The sequence below is a fragment of the Vreelandella venusta genome (genome assembly GCF_007989605.1).
Lineage (GTDB): Bacteria > Pseudomonadota > Gammaproteobacteria > Pseudomonadales > Halomonadaceae > Vreelandella > Vreelandella venusta.
The window spans coordinates 156349-171443 of sequence record NZ_BJUL01000005.1 but is presented as its reverse complement, the minus strand read 5'-3'; the positions used below and the strand labels follow the sequence as shown (position 1 = coordinate 171443).

At 53.1% G+C, this 15095-nt stretch carries 15 protein-coding genes; 5 read left to right on the top strand and 10 right to left on the bottom strand.

From position 1 onward, the window contains the following. Positions 1-52 precede the first annotated feature (52 nt). Genes mreD through HVE01_RS07490 form a run of 3 tightly spaced genes read right to left on the bottom strand, consistent with a single transcriptional unit; the run spans position 53 to position 2540 of the window. The gene (mreD, locus tag HVE01_RS07500; RefSeq protein WP_125749192.1) at positions 53-541 is read right to left on the bottom strand and encodes a rod shape-determining protein MreD; all 489 of its coding nucleotides are present in this window, start codon (positions 539-541) and stop codon (positions 53-55) included. Beyond that, complete coding sequence (mreC, locus tag HVE01_RS07495; RefSeq protein WP_125749195.1) at positions 541-1479, bottom strand: rod shape-determining protein MreC; 939 nt, start codon at positions 1477-1479, stop codon at positions 541-543. The genes mreD and mreC overlap by 1 nt, the downstream gene beginning before the upstream one ends. Positions 1480-1502: 23 nt before the next feature. Next, the gene (locus HVE01_RS07490) at positions 1503-2540 is read right to left on the bottom strand and encodes a rod shape-determining protein (protein ID WP_009721960.1); all 1038 of its coding nucleotides are present in this window, start codon (positions 2538-2540) and stop codon (positions 1503-1505) included. 229 nt (positions 2541-2769) lie between these two features. Between HVE01_RS07490 and gatC the strand changes: the two genes are divergently transcribed. The 3 genes from gatC (at position 2770) to gatB (ending at position 6040) form a co-directional block, all read left to right on the top strand. Then, entirely contained in the window at positions 2770-3057 is a 288-nt protein-coding gene (gatC, locus tag HVE01_RS07485) for an Asp-tRNA(Asn)/Glu-tRNA(Gln) amidotransferase subunit GatC (RefSeq protein WP_083005849.1), read from the top strand. A gap of 68 nt (positions 3058-3125) precedes the next feature. Beyond that, entirely contained in the window at positions 3126-4586 is a 1461-nt protein-coding gene (gene gatA, locus HVE01_RS07480; protein WP_146943311.1) for an Asp-tRNA(Asn)/Glu-tRNA(Gln) amidotransferase subunit GatA, read from the top strand. After that, positions 4586-6040 (top strand): Asp-tRNA(Asn)/Glu-tRNA(Gln) amidotransferase subunit GatB, encoded by a 1455-nt coding sequence (gene gatB / locus HVE01_RS07475; RefSeq protein WP_146943309.1) that lies wholly within the window; start codon positions 4586-4588, stop codon positions 6038-6040. Before gatA ends, gatB begins: the two co-directional genes overlap by 1 nt. A gap of 69 nt (positions 6041-6109) precedes the next feature. Here the strand turns inward: gatB and sixA are convergent, their stop codons facing one another. From sixA to HVE01_RS07455, 4 genes are all read right to left on the bottom strand, one after another. Continuing rightward, positions 6110-6592 (bottom strand): phosphohistidine phosphatase SixA, encoded by a 483-nt coding sequence (sixA, locus tag HVE01_RS07470; protein ID WP_146943305.1) that lies wholly within the window; start codon positions 6590-6592, stop codon positions 6110-6112. Then, positions 6585-7655 carry an NAD(P)H-dependent glycerol-3-phosphate dehydrogenase gene (locus HVE01_RS07465; protein ID WP_146943303.1) on the bottom strand — a complete coding sequence of 357 codons (1071 nt, stop codon included), beginning with the start codon at positions 7653-7655 and terminating at the stop codon, positions 6585-6587. Before HVE01_RS07465 ends, sixA begins: the two co-directional genes overlap by 8 nt. Before the next feature lie 116 nt (positions 7656-7771). After that, positions 7772-9676 (bottom strand): molecular chaperone HtpG, encoded by a 1905-nt coding sequence (gene htpG, locus HVE01_RS07460; protein WP_146943301.1) that lies wholly within the window; start codon positions 9674-9676, stop codon positions 7772-7774. A 102-nt stretch (positions 9677-9778) separates the two neighbouring features. Further along, entirely contained in the window at positions 9779-10126 is a 348-nt protein-coding gene (locus HVE01_RS07455) for a YkvA family protein (RefSeq protein WP_125749212.1), read from the bottom strand. A gap of 127 nt (positions 10127-10253) precedes the next feature. Between HVE01_RS07455 and HVE01_RS07450 the strand changes: the two genes are divergently transcribed. Next, positions 10254-12206 (top strand): transglycosylase SLT domain-containing protein, encoded by a 1953-nt coding sequence (locus HVE01_RS07450; RefSeq protein WP_146943299.1) that lies wholly within the window; start codon positions 10254-10256, stop codon positions 12204-12206. Between the two features lie 34 nt (positions 12207-12240). Here HVE01_RS07450 and HVE01_RS07445 read toward each other — a convergent pair whose 3' ends face one another. Further along, positions 12241-12897 carry a LysE family translocator gene (locus HVE01_RS07445; protein ID WP_146943297.1) on the bottom strand — a complete coding sequence of 219 codons (657 nt, stop codon included), beginning with the start codon at positions 12895-12897 and terminating at the stop codon, positions 12241-12243. A gap of 135 nt (positions 12898-13032) precedes the next feature. Between HVE01_RS07445 and HVE01_RS07440 the strand changes: the two genes are divergently transcribed. Further along, positions 13033-13236 carry a cold-shock protein gene (locus HVE01_RS07440; protein WP_009721950.1) on the top strand — a complete coding sequence of 68 codons (204 nt, stop codon included), beginning with the start codon at positions 13033-13035 and terminating at the stop codon, positions 13234-13236. A gap of 70 nt (positions 13237-13306) precedes the next feature. Here the strand turns inward: HVE01_RS07440 and HVE01_RS07435 are convergent, their stop codons facing one another. Together HVE01_RS07435 and yegS are read right to left on the bottom strand one after the other, a co-directional pair. After that, positions 13307-14092: a hypothetical protein gene (locus tag HVE01_RS07435; protein WP_146943294.1), complete on the bottom strand. Its 786-nt coding sequence runs from the start codon at positions 14090-14092 to the stop codon at positions 13307-13309. A gap of 37 nt (positions 14093-14129) precedes the next feature. Beyond that, a complete protein-coding gene (gene yegS / locus HVE01_RS07430) occupies positions 14130-15089 on the bottom strand; it encodes a lipid kinase YegS (RefSeq protein ID WP_146943292.1) in 960 nt (319 codons plus the stop codon). Between the last annotated feature and the right edge of the window lie 6 nt (positions 15090-15095).

Below are 15095 nucleotides of genomic sequence, written 5' to 3'. Positions count from 1 at the left end.
ACAGCAACTCCAGTAGCTTATTAAACGTTCAACCGCGTGGGCGAATAAATCATCACACGCTAGCTAAACGCTGTTCGAGCGCTTTAAGCATGGTAGACCACCAGGGCCACAGAACAGCACTGATCAATGATGGAATCAAGAAAGACAAATGGATTGAAAAATCCCCCGTCAGTGTGCGCAACCATTGCTCGACTAGCTGCACCAAGCCTAATAAGACCAGCACGAGAACAGACTGCTGCACTAAAGAGTAAGCGCGAAAGCGGGGGTAAACCAAAGCACATAAAAAGGCCAACAGCGACAATATCAAAGCATGTTGACCTAGCGCGGTACCTTCGATCAAATCCAGCAGAATGCCGATCACAAAGCCATGAAAAACACCCACTCTATCCGGCGTTCTCATGCACCAATAAATCAGCATTAGTCCTATCCACTCAGGACGGTATACTTGCCACCCTTCAGCTAAAGGCATCACTTGTAAGCACAATGCCAGGATAAGCGTAAACCATACAAAGATAAGCGACACGGCGGGTGTCTTAGCCATTACTGCACCTCTCGTGCAGCATCCTGCTGCAAACCAATACGCTGAGCAGCGTGCAGTGCAGCGGCTGAAATATCCATACCCTCTCCCCAAATAGTATCCTCTATCTCTTCACGGGGCGGCGGGAACAACAATAGGAAGTGACGTGAACGCTGCAACTGAGCAGACGGCTCTGCGGTCACTTGAGCGAAAGGCTGACCCGGGTCGTGGTAAACGTCGGTGACCCTGGCAACGGGATGGCCTGGCGGGAAGCGTCCTGCCAACCCCGACGTGGTCAGCAAATCACCTTCGCGAATGTCGGCTGTATCGGGCACGTGCAACACTTTCACGCTGCCGTAACGACCAGCTCCCTGCACAATGAATCGCAAGCCATTGCGATTCACCTGAACGGGTAGTGCATGGCTCGCATCCGCTAGCAACAGAACGCGGCTTGAGTACGCCGACACAGCGGTCACCTGCCCCACCAAGCCAAACGCATCAATCACCGGCTGACCAACATAGGCGCCATTTCTATGCCCCCGGTCAACCACCATCTGATGACTAAACGGATCATTATCTAACGACAGTAGCTCAGCGGTTATGTAAGGAATATCTCTACGTTGAGCTGCTTTTAGTAAATTACGTAACTCGGCATTCTCCGCGGTCAGATTAGCCAACCGCTGACCACGATGTGAAAGCGTCAAAATTTGCTCACGCAGGCGACGATTTTCGTCAACAAGCGCTTGCTGGTCAGAAAGCGCCAGTGCCCCCCAGTTAAGCAGATCGCTAGGCACGCTAACGACCCACTGAATTGGGGCAACAATCATCGTCATTTGGGCGCGCACATCTTCCATGCGGGTAAATCGCTGATCGGCAAACATTAAAATGCTTGCCAATAGCACACAGAAGAATAGCCGATACCCTGGCAATGACGCGTGCGAAAATAGCGGTTTAATAGGCAATCCCCCGCGATAAACCGCTACGATCAGTCGCTCGACAGCAACTCGAAGGTATGCTGATCAATCATTTCCAATGCTTTGCCGCCACCGCGGGCTACACAAGTGAGCGGATCTTCAGCCACAATCACTGGCAAGCCGGTCTCTTCGGCGATCAATTTATCGAGATCACGCAACAGTGCGCCGCCACCTGTCAGCACCAAGCCACGCTCCGCGATATCAGAAGCCAGTTCCGGTGGTGATTGCTCAAGGGCACTCTTAACCGCTGCCACAATAGACCCCAAGGTCTCTTGAAGGGCTTCGAGAATCTCGTGGGAATTCAGTGTAAAGCTGCGCGGTATGCCTTCCGCTAGGTTGCGTCCACGCACATCAATTTCACGCAGTTCGCCGCCCGGATAGGCACAACCGATCTCTTCTTTAATGCGCTCGGCGGTGGCTTCACCAATCAGGCTGCCGTAGTGACGACGCACATACGCAGTGATGGCCTCGTCAAAGCGGTCACCACCGACACGAATAGATTCTGAATAAACCACGCCATTGAGCGAAATAATGGCGATCTCGGTAGTACCACCACCGATATCAACCACCATAGAGCCCTGCGCTTCTTCAACCGGAAGCCCGGCACCAATTGCGGCGGCCATCGGCTCTTCGATTAAAAACACTTCGCGAGCACCAGCACCTTCCGCCGACTCGCGAATCGCGCGCCGTTCAACCTGCGTAGACATGCAGGGAACGCACACCAAAACGCGAGGACTGGGTGTTAAGAAAGTGCTTTGATGCACTTTACGAATAAAGTGCTGAAGCATCTGCTCTGTCACGGTGAAGTCAGCAATAACACCATCTTTCATGGGGCGGATGGCGGTAATATTGCCTGGCGTGCGACCGAGCATACGTTTGGCATCGGTGCCAACCGATGCCACGCTGCGCATGTTGCCAGACTGGCGGATAGCGACTACGGACGGTTCATCGAGCACGATGCCACGACCGCGTACATAAATCAGTGTGTTGGCCGTACCCAAGTCGATCGACAGATCGCTGGAAAACAGCCCCCTCAAACGTTTGAACATGGATGTTGTTACCTAGTGCAGACCGGGAACCCTGTGCGGATGCAAACGGTATCACCGCTACCCCTTGGCAGCAAGCACGAGTCGCGCCTAATACTGCCCGTTGGGGCCAATATGTGGTACCTTTTGCGGCTATTTTCTACGTCTGCTACATAAGACGAATTTAAGATGACCGTATGTATACCGCTGAACGCGGAATATGTTCCATCACGTTTGCGAGGAAAATTCGATCATGGCGCTTGAAGAATCTCATGTGCGCCGGGCCGCACACTTGGCCCGACTCGCCGTTAGCGATGACCAAGCCAGTGGTTTTGTCGACGATCTAAGCCGCATTCTGGACATGGTCGACCAGCTACAGAGCCTGGACACCGATGGCGTTGCGCCGCTTGCGCACCCGCTGGATGCTACACAACGGCTGCGAGCCGACGAAGTCACGGAAACTAACCAGCGCGACGCTTTCCAGCGCTGTGCTCCGGCAGTAGAAAATGGTCTATATCTCGTACCCCGCGTCGTCGAGTAACCAGATTACCAGGCACAGGCCGCTATTTTCTGCTCTTTCTATTCGCCCCCGAACGGAGCTTCCGGGTCATGCATGATAAAACCGTAACGCAGCTCGCCGCCGCCCTGAAAAGCGGTGAGCTTTCTAGCCGAGAGCTGACTTCACACTTTTTACAGCGTATCGAGCAGGCTGATGGCACGCTCAATAGCTTTATTACCGTCACCGCCGAGCAAGCACTTAATCAGGCAGAAGCTGCCGACAATGCGCGTGCTACAGGCAAGGCTGGCAAGCTAACAGGCATCCCCTTCGCACTGAAAGATATCTTTTGTACTCAAGGGGTGAAGACCAGCTGCGGCTCAAAAATGCTCGATAATTTTATCGCGCCATACAATGCCACTGTGGTAGAGAAGCTCAACGCTGCCGGCACCATTAGCTTAGGTAAAACCAACATGGACGAGTTCGCAATGGGCTCTTCCAACGAAAATAGCTATTTTGGCGCAGTTAAAAACCCCTGGGACCTTAGTGCAGTGCCTGGTGGCAGCTCAGGTGGCAGTGCCGCCGCAGTCGCGGCCGGCCTTGTCCCTGCAGCAATGGGCACAGATACCGGCGGCTCTATTCGCCAACCAGCAGCATTTTGCGGCATCACCGGCTTGAAGCCTACGTACGGCCGCGTTTCTCGCTATGGCATTATTGCCTATGCGTCTAGCCTCGACCAAGCAGGCCCTATGGCGAAAAGCGCGGAAGACTGCGCGCATCTGCTCAATGTCATTGCTGGCCATGATGCACGTGATTCCACCAGCGTTGCCCGCGGCGTTCCCGACTACACAGAAACGCTTAATGCACCACTTTCTGGCCTCAAAATCGGCCTGCCAAAGGAGTACTTTGGCGATGGTTTAGACGCTGACGTCGAAAAAGCGGTTCGCGAGGCAGTGAAGGTATATGAATCATTAGGAGCGACCGTACGCGAAGTGAGCCTGCCGCATACCCACTATGCGATTCCGGCTTATTACGTTATCGCCCCCGCCGAGGCGTCCTCGAATCTCTCCCGCTATGATGGCGTGCGTTTCGGACACCGCTGCGATGCACCGGCCGACCTTATTGATCTCTACACGCGGTCTCGTGCGGAAGGTTTCGGTGATGAAGTAAAACGGCGCATCCTGATTGGCACCCACACGCTTTCTGAAGGCTTTTTTGACGCCTACTACACCAAAGCACAGAAAGTGCGTCGTTTGATTCGACAGGACTTCCTGGACGCCTTTGAAGACGTAGACGTACTGATGGGGCCAGCATCGCCAACGCCCGCGTTTGATCTTGGCGCCAAGAAAGATCCGGTGTCCATGTATCTACAAGACATTTACACCATCGCCGTTAACCTAGCCGGCATTCCTGGCATCAGTGTTCCTGCAGGTTTTTCTAATGGCCGCCCGGTCGGTCTACAGATCCTGGGGACCCACTTTGCAGAAGCACAGCTGCTAAACGTGGCTCACCAGTTCCAGCAAGCCACTGATTGGCACTTACAACGCCCTGCTTTTGCCGAGGAGAACGCCTAATGGAATGGGAAACCGTGATTGGGCTGGAAGTACACGTTCAGCTCGCGACTCGCTCGAAAATTTTCTCCGGCGCCTCCACCGCTTTTGGCGCAGAACCGAACACTCAAGCCTGTGCTGTTGACCTTGGCTTACCCGGTGTTCTGCCCGTGCTGAACGAACAGGCCGTGGCTATGGCCGTTCAATTTGGGCTGGCGGTACATGCCGACATTCCTGAAGTATCGGTGTTCGACCGTAAAAACTACTTCTATCCAGATTTGCCCAAGGGCTATCAAACCAGCCAGATGTATCATCCGATCGTCGGCGCAGGTGATGTCGAAATCACCTTAGATGACGAATCCACCAAGCGTATTCGTATTCATCATGCCCATCTCGAAGAAGACGCTGGCAAGTCACTGCACGAAGACTTCCACGGCATGACGGGCATCGACCTGAACCGAGCGGGCACACCGCTACTGGAAATCGTCTCTGAGCCGGATATGCGCAGCGCAAAAGAGGCTGCCGCGTATCTCAAAGCGATTCACTCTATTGTGACCTATTTGGGCATTTCCGACGGCAATATGGCGGAAGGCTCAATGCGCTGCGATGTTAACGTTTCAGTGCGCCCTAAAGGCCAAGAAGCCTTCGGCACCCGCGCGGAAATCAAAAACGTTAACTCGTTCCGCTTTGTTGAGCGCGCCATTGCCTATGAGGTCGAGCGCCAGATTGAGCTGATCGAAGACGGCGGCAAGGTCGTACAGGAAACCCGCCTGTTTGATCCTGAGCGCGACGAAACCCGCAGCATGCGCACCAAAGAGGAAGCTAACGACTACCGCTACTTCCCCTGCCCGGACCTGCTACCTGTGGTGTTAGATCAAGCTTATCTTGATCACCTTCGCAGCCAGTTGCCAGAGCTTCCTGCCGACAAGCGAGTGCGTTTCCAGAATGAGTTAGGCTTATCGGCCTATGATGCCCACGTACTGTCGGCTAGCCGAGAAATGGCCGAGTTCTTCGAAGAAGTACAGCAAGTGTGCGGCGATGCAAAACAGGCCGCTAACTGGGTACAAGGGGAACTTTCGGGTGCGCTTAACCGTGAAAACCTCAGCATTCAAAACAGTCCTGTTTCCGCAAAGCAGCTCGGCGAGCTGATTAGTCGCGTATTGGATGACACCATTAACGGCAAAGCCGCCAAGCAAGTCTTCCAAGCACTGTGGAATGGCCAAGGCGATAGCGCCGACGCCATCATTGACGCAAAAGGACTGAAGCAAGTAACGGATACTGGCGCGATCGAGGCGATGATTGACCAAGTGATCGCAGACAGCCCGGCACAGGTTGCCCAATATCGTGATTCTGAGCCAGAGAAACGCGGCAAGATGATTGGTTACTTCGTTGGCCAAGTCATGAAGGCATCTCGCGGCACGGCGAATCCGCAGCAAGTTAATGGCTTGTTAAAAGAGAAGCTGGACGCATTGCTATAACGTCGACCGACGAGTGACATCAAGGTCATAGCGGCTGCCTCGGCAGCCGCTTTTTTGTGTCTATAAGCGTTATAACAACTGACTTGGCTGGGTAAAGCATTTTAGCTGCCCGCAACCAGCGGCCCACACGTCAGCCTCCAGCTCTGCAATGGCAGCGGTAGGAAAGCCAATCCCCTGGCTCGGCACTCCTTCGACTAACAGGCCCGCCAACTCACCCACCAGCGGCATATGGCTGACAAGCATAATCGGGGCATCCGCAGCTTGATTTAGCAGCCATTCACTGACGTCACTAGGTGAATCTTCCGGGGTAATAAACGCCAATGTGGTCAGTGGCACACCCAAAGCATCACAGATCCGCTGAGCTGTTTGCTGAGCCCGTACAAAAGGGCTGGCATAAATCCTGGGGCAAGATAGTTCACCCTGCTCAATACGCACGGCCAGCCAGCGGGCCATTTTTTCGGCTTCAAGCTCACCGCGATGTGTTAGCCGGCGAGCCTGATCGGGAAACCCCGGCGCAGCTTCACCATGGCGCATAACGAGCACACTAGCCATTTCTGCCTCCATTTTCACGGTGGGCTTGCTGAACAGCCTCACGTGGCAGAATAAATTCCACATCACTGCTTTGCTCGCCCATCATCAGAGTACGCGCCATCTCCTGAGCCGGAACACCTTCAAACAGCACGCGATTCAGCCCCTCAGCCAGCGGCATATAAACACCCATTTCACGCGCTTTAGCACAGACAAGCTTGACGGTATTTACCCCTTCAGCGACTTGACCCAATGCCGATACCGCCTCATCAAGACCTCGCCCTTCCCCCATGGCGTAGCCAACCCGATAGTTGCGGGATAGATTTGAAGAGCAGGTAACGATTAAATCACCGACACCAGCCAAGCCTAAAAACGTCATCGGGTTGGCACCCTGTGCAACTGCAAAGCGGCTCATTTCTGCTAGCGCCCGCGTCATCAGCATGCTGCGAGTGTTCTCCCCCATTCCCAGCGCTGCCGCCATACCTGCGGCAATGGCGTAGATATTTTTAAGCGCCCCGCCGAGTTCAACCCCATGGCGATCATTACTGGCATATACGCGAAAATAGCGACAGCCCAACGCTTGCTGTACCCGCGTTCTGGTCAGCGCATCGCTACTGGCAATGACAGTGGCGGTCAACTGCTTATCAGCGATTTCGGACGCTAAATTAGGCCCTGCTATAACGCCAACGTGAGGAAAGCCAGTTTCCTGCTCAAGCACTTGGCTCATTAGCAAAAAACTATCCTGCTCAATACCTTTGGTGGTGCTGACCAGAATTTGCTCCGGGGCTAACCAGGGTTTGGCAGCCTGAACAACACTGCGAAACGCTTTGGAAGGGATAGCAATCAGCACTAACTCAGCGTCTTCTAGCACCGATTGAAGATCCGTAGACGCGATGACGGCGGGATTAATTACATAATGTGGCAGATAGCGCCCATTGCGATGCTCATGATTTATTTGCGTCACCAAAGCTTCATCGCGCATCCACTGGCGCACCTTTGCGCCATTATCTGCTGCAATACTCGCCAGAGCGGTACCAAAACTTCCGCCCCCCAGCACTGCGACATTCATCTGCTGCTCATCAGCCATGACGATATCCTGATCATTGGTCTCGTGCGTTTAGCACTTACTTTATCATCATCTCTATTAAAACAAGCGGCCCGCTTGGATATCCAAGCGGGCCGCGTCAATCAACTACCGATTCATCAAGCCGTCAAGACGTGATTAAGCCGCTTAACATAGGCAGCGGGATCATCAAGATGACCACCTTCGGCAATGATCGCCTGATCCAGCAAAATATGCGCCAACTGGCCAAACAGATCGCCTTCGGCATTTTCCAGACGCGCCACCAGGGCATGGTTGGGGTTTAGCTCCAGAATCGGCTTCACCTCAGGCAATGGCTGACCAGCGGCCTCCATGATACGACGCATCTGATAGCCCATTTCATGCTCAGGAAGCACAACGCAGGCAGGTGAATCGGTTAAGCGGTGGGTGATTTTCACCTCTTGAACCCCCTCGTTTAACGCCTCTTTGACGCGCTTAACCAAATCTTCTTTGGCCTTAGCAGTCTCTTCCTGAGCTTTCTTCTCTTCCTCGTCTTCTACATCGCCAAGGTCCAGCTCACCTTTAGCCACATCGGCAAACGATTTACCATCAAACTCGGTGAGATGACTCATTAGCCATTCGTCAATACGGTCCGATAGCAGCAGAACTTCGATACCTTTCTTACGGAAAATCTCTAAGTGGGGGCTGTTTTTCGCCGCATTAAAGCTGTCGGCAACCACGTAGTAAATCTTCTTCTGCCCCTCTTTCATGCGCTCAATGTAGTCGACCAGAGAGTGCTCTTGGGCGGCAGTATCGGTATGCGTTGAAGCAAAACGGAGCAAGCCTGCAATCTTTTCACGATTAGCGGCGTCTTCACCTGGCCCCTCTTTTAGCACGCTGCCAAACGTAGTCCAGAAAGTTTGGTACTGCTCGTTGTCTTTCGACAACTTTTTGAGCATATCCAACGCTCGCTTGGTCAACGCACCCTTGATCTTATCGACCTTGGGATCTTGCTGAAGCAGCTCACGAGAAACGTTCAGAGAGAGATCGCGGGTATCTAAAACACCTTTGATAAAGCGTAGATACAGAGGCAAGAACTGCTCCGCGTCGTCCATAATGAACACACGCTGAACATACAGTTTAACGCCTCTAGCACCATCACGATCGAACATGTCAAACGGTGCACGACCCGGCACATACAGCAGGCTAGTGTACTCCAGCTTGCCCTCAACCTTGTTGTGGCTCCAGGTCAGCGGGTCGCTAAAATCGTGAGCAACGTGCTTGTAAAATGCCTTGTACTCGTCTTCGGTTACATCGCTTTTCGGACGAGCCCATAATGCAGTTGCTTCGTTAACCGTTTCCCACGTGGTGATTTCACTGCCTTCAATATCGTTGCCTTCGTCGTCCTTCGCCATTTCGGTTTTAGGCATGCGTACGGGCACTTCAATATGATCGGAGTATTTGCGCACTAGCCCTTGCAAACGATAGTCGTCGGCAAACTCTTTCGCATCGTCTTTAAGATGCAGCGTAATTTCAGTGCCGTGACGCTCACACTCAATATCAGCAACGGTGAATTCACCCTCGCCCCTTGAGCGCCACTCGACCCCTGCTGAGGCGTCAGTGCCCGCTTTGCGGGTGCGGACCGCTACTTCATCAGCCACGATAAAACCCGAGTAGAAACCTACCCCGAACTGGCCAATCAGCTTAGCGTCTTTCTGCTGCTCGCCAGAAAGCTGCTTGAGGAACTCTGCGGTGCCTGAGCGTGCGATAGTACCCAGATTCGCAATGACATCATCGCGATTCATGCCAATGCCATTATCGCGTAGCGTGATAGTGTTAGCCTCGCGATCATGCTCAATCTCAATGCGCAGCTCGCTATCGCCTTCATAAAGCGCATCATTATCAAGTGCGGCATAACGCAACTTGTCACAGGCGTCAGCTGAGTTAGAGATCAGCTCGCGCAAAAATATCTCCCGGTTGGAATACAGGGAGTGAATCATTAAATTTAGGAGTTGCTTAACTTCCGTTTGAAAGCCAAGAGTTTCTTCGTGGGTCGCCGTCGTCATGCGCTTAGCCCTCATTAATCACGTTGTGCTTGGTGCTCCTGGCGAATGTTAGCCAGGAGCGAAAAAGGTTGTGAACTCAATATGGGGATAAGCAGTGGGATTTCAAGAAGGTGAATGAGAAGAAGCGGCTGGCGTTTGCTCTGCATATTTCCAATTACGATATTCTGACAGATGAGCATCGACACGGTTAAGTAACCAACCTACGATCAAAACATCATCAGCTACGCCAATCATTACGAGAAAGTCGGGAATAAGATCAAAAGGCATGACAAGATAAGCAAGTGCTAGCGCCATCAGCCCAAAGGCCGACCAGGGAATAGGCCGGAAGCTGCCTCGCAGCACATCACGCGTCATCGGCAGAAATAGCTTTAGGGCTCGGCCAATGCGTTTCACTGCCCACACACGTGTTTTGAGCCGTCGAAACAACCACCACGTAGACATTCGTGCCATCGTTATTGAATCCTCCAAGTAGCATAATTGTGGGAACATTATTTACACATTTAGTTCATCATCGAGCCAGCAATACAGTTCTAGCAATATAGCGGTTAGACACCATTCGCGAGCAAGAGGGAGTGCCATGCAAGCTTCGCCATTTCGATTAACATTTCGCAGCCTATGTGCGGCGATGCTCATCGGTTTACCAACTGCCTCCTGGGCAACATCTGACTCAGCGATGCACGAGGCACTTGAAGCCGCGCGCCAACAGCAGTGGCAGCAGATCAATGACCGCGCGATAGAGGGGCATATTCTCAGCGGCTATGTGGACTACCATCGCCTACGTAGCCAACTGCCTAATGCAGCCCCCAGTCAAGTGCTGCAGTTTATTGAGCGCCACGCTGATTCACCGCTATCAGAATGGATGCGCGGCCAAGCGATCGCAAAATATGGCTATGCGGGCCGATTTGGCGACCTGCTTGCCGTTGCTGACGGCGTACCAACAGGCACTGCTCGTCAGTGTTACTACTACACTGCTCTCTTGGATAGAGCGCCTGCTGAAGCTCGCGAAGCGGGGCTTGAGCTGTGGCGCGTGGGTCGCTCCCAGCCAGATGCCTGCGACCCGCTGTTCAATCGCCTTCGTGCGGATGGCACCATTGATGACACGGTCATTTGGGAGCGGAAAATGCTCGCCTGGCAGGCGGGCGAAGAGCGCTTAAGCAGCTATCTAGGTGGGTTACTGAGCAGTCAGTGGCAAACAGCACTGAATACCGTTGAAACGGTCAAAAACTCATCAGCTGCAATTGCCTCAGCGCCTACCTGCCTTGGCCCTGAATGCGCTGCCACGGCGGCGTTTTATAAAGCCGCCATGCAGCGCTATACGCGAGAAAACACCCCGGCAGCCTTCTCAACGTGGCAAGCCATTGGACCACGCCTTACCTTAGCCCATGCTGACCGCCAAGCGATCGAAGAAGAGCTTGCGTTTTATGCTCTCGTGCGCAACGTTCCTGGCACTCTTTCATGGGTCGACAGCGTCCTACCCTCGCTGAACAGCGAACGCGTATTAGAACTGCGCGTTCGTGACGCTTTAGCCAACAGACAGTGGACCGATGTCGTCCACTGGATTACCGAAATGCCTATCAGCCAGCAGGAAAGCAGTCGCTGGCAGTACTGGCTAGCAAGAGCCAATGACCAACTGGGTAATCGTGAAGCAGCGTTAGCGCGCTACCAACAAGCAGCAACTGACAGAAGCTTCTATGGCTTTGCTGCTGCCGAAAAGCTTAACCAGCCCTACCAACTCAACCTAGAACGCAACCACTTTGACGAAGCCACCAGGGCACAAACGGCACGCCTGCCGGTGGTTCAGCGCACCGAAGCACTTCTACGTATAGGCGAAGATGGGCTAGCCAACAGTGAGTGGCTATATGCCGTACAGAATGGCACACCTTATCAGGCGCGATCGCTCGCCGATTACGCCGCTCATCAGCAGTGGCATGCCCGCTTGGTACAAACGACGATCGCGGCCGAAATGTGGGACGCGCTGGACTGGCGTTTTCCAGCAGCTTATCGTGACAGCTTCCTACACTGGGGACGCGTAACCGGCGTCGACCCTTATTTATTGATGGCTATCACCCGCCGTGAAAGTGCTTACAATCCAGTTGCCCTCTCGCCTGCCGGTGCTCGGGGGTTAATGCAGCTAATGCCAGGCACCGCTAGCCAAGTTAGTCGTCAACTCGGACTAAATGACCCAGGTCCCTACGGCATTTTAGAGCCAGAACTCAATATTCGCTTAGGTAGCACTTACTTACGTGACAAGTTGGAACGCTATCAAGGCAATCGGTTGGCCGCTACTGCTGCTTATAACGCAGGGCCAGGCCGAGTAGACCAATGGCTAGGCAACAACAGCATGGAATCGTTTGACCTGTTTGTAGAAAGCATCCCTTTCCGGGAAACCCGAGATTATGTGCAGGCAGTATTGAGCTATCGAGTGATTTTCGAAAGCCTAGCAAACGGCGGCAACAGCGAGGGCGTCTCGCTACTTAGTGACAGTGAACAGACCGTCCGCTATGACCGCGCGCTGCTTGTAAGCCGCTAAACTCGACACCCCCTCCACCGATACAGCGCCCCAGTTATACCGGGCGCTGTTCTAACGCTAAACGAACGCCAAATACCACCAGCACCACACCGGTGGCGGCATTGAGCGTTTGTGCAAAACGCGCGCTGGCCAACCATTTACTTGCCCCGCCCACCATTAGCACCACACTAATTTGCCAGATATTAGCAATCACGAAATGAACCCCTGCAAGCCATAATGATTTCAGCAATGCTGGGTCAGAAGGCGAGATAAATTGGGGTAAAAATGCCATATAGAACACCACGGTTTTGGGGTTCAAGACATTAGACAGCAACCCTTCTTTGATAGGTTGCCAAAATGGCACTGGTGAGCCACTTGTCATCACTCCTTGAACAGGCAAGGGAGTGCCACGCCGCGCCGCTAGCAGGCTGGAGACGCCCAGCCAAATCAAGTAAGCCGCCCCCACCAGTTTTAGCATATGAAATGCCCAGGCCGACTGCAGTAGTATCAATGAAATACCCAACGCTGAAATAGTTGCGTGGACAAATAACCCGCAGCAAATAGCGATACTGGTTGCAACGCCATCTCGAACACCGCCGCGGGCAGTGTTGCGGATGACGAGCAGCGTATCAACGCCAGGGCTTATTGATAGTAGCGTTATCGCTACAAGGAACGAGACAAACTGAGCGTCGATAAAGCCGATTTGCATCATGATTTAAAACCCGCCAAAAGTTAAAAAATCCTAAGCCCGCAGCTGGACGTCTGAATTATTTGCTTCTACATTAATTTTGGCAGGCGTTCGCAATGAATGCTTGCCCAATTATTAAGCATGTTAAGGATATGCACGATGGCAACTGGCACTGTCAAGTGGTTCAACGAGACCAAAGGTTACGGCTTCATCTCTCCTGATGATGGCGGTGACGATCTATTTGCCCACTTCTCCGAAATTCAAGCTGAAGGTTTCAAGACCCTGCAAGACGGTCAAAAAGTCAGCTTTGAGGTAACACAGGGTAAAAAAGGCCTTCAGGCTTCTAACATTCGTCCGGTCTAACACCAGAGGAATAAAACAAGGCCCGCTCATGCAGCGGGCCTTATTCATATTCACTGATTATGTAAGCACATTACTCCTGAGTACGCTCAGTTTCTTGCTCCTCACCAACACTGTTCATACTTTCATTATCCATACTGTCACTATCCATACTTTCACTATCCATACTTTCACTGATCGGTTGCTCACTCTCGAGGGCCTCAAACTGCTCCTCTAAACGCTTTTGCGCTTCTTCAAAACGTCGCTCAGTGTCTTCAAGCAGCGCATCTACGTCGGTGGCTTCCAAATTATCATCTAAGTCAGATGCAGCGGGTAAGCTGGACTCCGTTTCCCAACTGGGGGCTGGAGCGTCACCATCCATCGGCTCCAAGGTAGGTGTCTGCTGCTCGACTTCTTGAAATTGCTCATCTAAGCGGCGCTGAGCTTCTTCAAAGCGGCGCTCGGTCTCAGCAATAACGTCATCAACGTCTGAACGAGTGGTTTCACCCGGCATAGCACTGGCTTCATCGAGTGCATCTTCCGGGTCCGCCGCAAGCGTGTTTTCATCCGCCTGCACCTCTTCGTTATTGGACGGCGTTACAACTTCCGACCTATCATCACTGTCATCTTTGAGCGCCTCTGCTTCCTCTAGCTGCTCTGTCGCTTGAGGCGCTTGAGCACCTTCTTCGCTATCATCCGCACTAGCGGCTTCATCTGCCTCTTCGCCACCCTCTTCAGCAGCAGGCGCCTGTTGAGCATCCACGTCACTGCTAGCGGTGCCCTCTTGATTTTCTGTCGTGGTATCTTCCTGTGCATCGCCACAGGCACTTAGCAGCAGCGCGAGACTGGCCAGTAGCGGCATCCAAAAGCGATTTACCATTGGATTTCTCCTTAACAGTGGTTCAAATAAATAACATTTAGTGGCGATCATTAGCCGTCAATAATGAACAACCTTCCGGCAGCAGCACTTTCAGCGCCAGTGGCACAACTTCGACGCAAAATCGCTCGTAGCGACGCGCCTCTCCGTCTAAGGTTAACGGCCAAGGCTCGTCAGATGGCTGAGTCGTCACTGACAGCTGGCTGGCAGTAAAATAACGCACGAAGCGGCCGTCGGCAGGGAACTGCTGCAGTTCATTTAACAACCTCGGCAACTCTGTCGCTGATGAAAAGTCCTTCACCAGTAGCACATCGAAACGGCCATCGTCGAGCTTAGCCCTTGGCGCTAAGACTTGCCCGCCGCCAGATTGGCGGCCATTGCCCAACGCAAGCAGCAACAGCGATACGTCTTGCTGCTGATTCCCCCAGTGCAACGTGCCGCAATAACTACGGTGCCGCCATGCTTTCAAAGCCCCCATTAGGGAGTATGCGCCACCGCCTAACATGCGCTTTAGCGTTTTTGGGGTCGATGAGGTAATTTCAGCACCAAATCCGCCGGTTGTCATGTTGACGTAATAGCTAATCGCTTTTTCTGAGCCTGACTGAGCGGTCATTCTGATCACATCAATCGGCGCTGGAGACAGGTATCCTGCGGCTTTAAGCGCTGGCCCTGGCTCCAGCGGCAAACCCAGGGAGGTAGCAAAATCGTTGGCACTGCCTAACGGCACAATGCCTAGTGCCGGTCGCAAATCATAAGCAATCCGCATGAGCCCGTTAACCACTTCATTAACGGTGCCATCGCCACCGCAGGCAATCACCCGCGTAGCGCCTAGCTCTACTGCTTGGGCAGCGAACTCAGCGGCATCGCCACCTTCCCAGGTCGCACGTACAATAATCGACATCCCTGCCTTGCGCTGCTCTTCAACTGCTTCGCGCAGCGCCGGGTTACCGGCAGACTTACCGTTAATAATCAGTAAATTGTGCTGCTGTGTATCTGTCACCGGCGC